The organism is Lapidilactobacillus concavus DSM 17758, assembly GCF_001435835.1.
In the GTDB taxonomy this organism is placed as follows: domain Bacteria; phylum Bacillota; class Bacilli; order Lactobacillales; family Lactobacillaceae; genus Lapidilactobacillus; species Lapidilactobacillus concavus.
In genome coordinates this window covers 1-2,871 of sequence record NZ_AZFX01000088.1, presented here as the reverse complement: position 1 = coordinate 2,871, position 2,871 = coordinate 1, and the positions used below count along the sequence as shown (strand labels likewise).

The 2,871-nt window shown below is 35.2% G+C and carries 2 protein-coding genes and 1 pseudogene; all 3 read left to right on the top strand.

Annotated features, from left to right (window positions below; genetic code table 11):
- Nucleotides 1–163: 163 nt before the first annotated feature.
- Nucleotides 164–289: pseudogene (locus FC15_RS09475) on the top strand (IS30 family transposase); the annotation flags it as partial.
- Nucleotides 290–933: 644 nt separating this feature from the next.
- Entirely contained in the window at nucleotides 934–1,950 is a 1,017-nt protein-coding gene (locus tag FC15_RS07770) for a hypothetical protein (RefSeq protein WP_057825535.1), read from the top strand.
- Between the two features lie 160 nt (nucleotides 1,951–2,110).
- Nucleotides 2,111–2,320 carry a hypothetical protein gene (locus FC15_RS07765; protein ID WP_057825533.1) on the top strand — a complete coding sequence of 70 codons (210 nt, stop codon included), beginning with the start codon at nucleotides 2,111–2,113 and terminating at the stop codon, nucleotides 2,318–2,320.
- Nucleotides 2,321–2,871 lie beyond the last annotated feature (551 nt).

Here is a 2,871-nt window from a genome sequence, read left to right as displayed (position 1 = left end):
ATTTTAAGCAGATCTTTGATTAATTTGGGATAGGTCTGATGCCAGTTGTTGGCGAAAATCGCAATTTCGAGGTGGTGACGAAAAACTTCGTCCAAATCTTGCTTTTGGGCTAGTGCAGCGATAATTTCTGTGGTTACTAAATATCATAAGGGAAGGCATCCCCTATTTCTATACAATTCAGAAATCTTTTATGCATTTACACAAGATATTTTACGCTCTCCTTAAAATACTCGACTGGCAAACACCGTATCAGGTTATGCTGACAAATTTGTCCAAAAATTCGGATTAAATTTGCAATCTACCGAATAGCTATGTTATACTATTTTTAATTAAAGAAATCGTTTGAGTATCGAGAGTTCGGTTAGTGGCTACACACAATGACCCGACAGCAACGTACAAGGGAAGTCTTGCAACGTGCTTCAATGTAGATTGATATTCTCCTAAGTAAGGAACCGCTTAGTGTGAATATTAAGCGGTTTTTTTAGTGAAAAAATATTTAGGAGAATTACTATGGAATTAGACAATTCAATACAGCAATGATAACAAAAGATTTAGTACAAAAAATGATTACTTCTATGGGTGGACAATCGAAAAGTAGTATTTCAAACATTGATTCAAAAACATTAACTGTTTTAGAACAACTTTATCGTGAGTTAAATTTTAGACCGTGCTCTTGGGCTACTTCTTTACTCCATGCAAATAGGAAAAATGATTTAATTGATGAATTAATAAGGTTGTTAGGTTATCAATCAGTGATGAGCTTTTGTAATTAAATAAAAAATAGTGCTCCTATGTCAATAAATGGCACATCTTTTTCTAAACACTCGTTCTAATTGAGAGCGTAAAATATCTTGTGTAAATGCATAAAAGATTTCTGAATTGTATAGAAATAGGGAATGCCTCCTGGTAGAAGATATGGAGAGAAGTAATTTAATGTTTAATGATGATTATAATGGTGATGGTCGTGTCGATAGCCAAGATATCAATGATGAATTTGCAGACGAATACATGGATGATTATAACGATTATCTCCATCAACTAGAAGAGCAAGAAGCAGATCATGAGCTCAATCGGATTCATCAGGAGTGTGATAATGAATCTCATGATTCATTAGACGTTGAGGATGATTTGGCAGATGATTATGTTGATTTGACGGTTGAAGAAGAACGCAATCTTGATAATGAAGCTTATTATCGTGATCAAAACGGCCTCGTTTATGTTCAAGAAGCTTTGCGTGATTATGATGGGATGTCGCCAGAACATCAAGAAATTGCGATTAATCAATATAACTATAATCGTGATCATCATCTTGACTATCTTAACAGCGCTGATTACGTTTATGATCCTGAGTACCCATTTAAAGATACGCCTAATCCGTTCTCGGATTATTATGATATGGATCCTAAAACCGGGGAATTTACACCTAAACCTAAACCCATGCCTAAAACAGCATCAAAGGAAAAGCAGCATGGTTCTATCAACCATATGTTAGGTCAACTGCCTATATTCAATATTGCTGCTGGTGGTATCAATGATCGGGCAAAACAACGTAAATTTGTTCGTAAACCTAGGTCATTAGAATCTTTTGAAATCCCGACAAAACGAACAGTAGAATTGAATCAACAAGATAGCAATTCAAAGTATGATGTTGTCGATCAAGGCGGTAATGTCTACTGGTATGTCACAAGAAGCAGTCTCTGGCTGCGGACTTTTGCAAATCCGTTATTTAATATAGTGCTTATTGGTATTGTAGGTGTATTTTTATATTATGCAGCCGCTGTTGATGATGATTCGGGGTTGAGTTTATCATTAGCATTGATTATTGTGGTGATTATGATTGGGTATCATTATAATACGGTAAAGCGATATGCCCTTGAACAAGGATCTTATCGAGCTACCGTGAAGCGAGGGATCTTCAGTTATTTATTATCAACTGACAGAGACTTATAAAAGGTTAGAAAAAACTGAGGTATTAGTAGAACTTACGTAAGGAGAAAATCCTTCTGAAGTAAATGTTTTATAATACAAGATATTGTTTATTCTGATTCAAAGTTGAAATATTATAAATTAAGAAAATAATTTGGTTCAGTTATTAAAAGGGGGAAAAATAATGCCAACGCATACAACGGCTGAAGTTGTTAATATAAGAGGAAAAAAAATGGTTGAAATGTTTGTAACTGCTATGTATTGGGGATCGGAAACTAAAGTTGTCCCATATGATGAAGCAAAAGCAGCTTATTATAATCACGAAGGCTTATATGGTTGGAACGCTATAACAACTAGAAATATTTTGCGTTCATTATTCAGAGACAGTCAATAAATAGCCTAAATACATTAGCACTACTACTATCAGAATAATTAATAAGCTGATAGTTCGAGAGCGTAAAATATCTTGTGTAAACGCATAAAAGATTTCTGAATTGTATAGAAATAGGGAATGCCTTCCCTTATGATATTTAGTAACCACAGAAAACATCACAGGAGGCATTCCCCATGAATGAACTTACCACAGAAATTATCGCTGCACTAGCCCAAAAGCAAGATTTGGACGAAGTTTTTCGTCACCACCTCGAATGAACTGAACCCCCGATGTTGGACCAAATCCAATATCGAGGGTTTTCATATGTCTAAGTTCTTCGATTGGGATCGGTCAACTTGCACGCAAATACGGTATCAAGTCAGATGCGTCCATTCTTAAATGGGTTAATCAATATCAAGTATTCGGCGAAGAAGGACTCGAAGTTAGAAGACCAACATTTATTTATGATGGTTCATTCAAGGCAAATGGTTGAAAAAAGCAAAGTCATTGGAGCTCGGTACTGTGCCCTGTCAAGTTTACACATTAAATAATAAAAATTAGTTGGCTTTGCC

Bases quoted from the DNA above. Each gene is read 5' to 3' on its own strand.
- FC15_RS07770 (WP_057825535.1), top strand. From the start codon at position 934: ATGTTTAATGATGATTATAATGGTGATGGTCGTGTCGATAGCCAAGAT.
- FC15_RS07765 (WP_057825533.1), top strand. From the start codon at position 2,111: ATGCCAACGCATACAACGGCTGAAGTTGTTAATATAAGAGGAAAAAAA.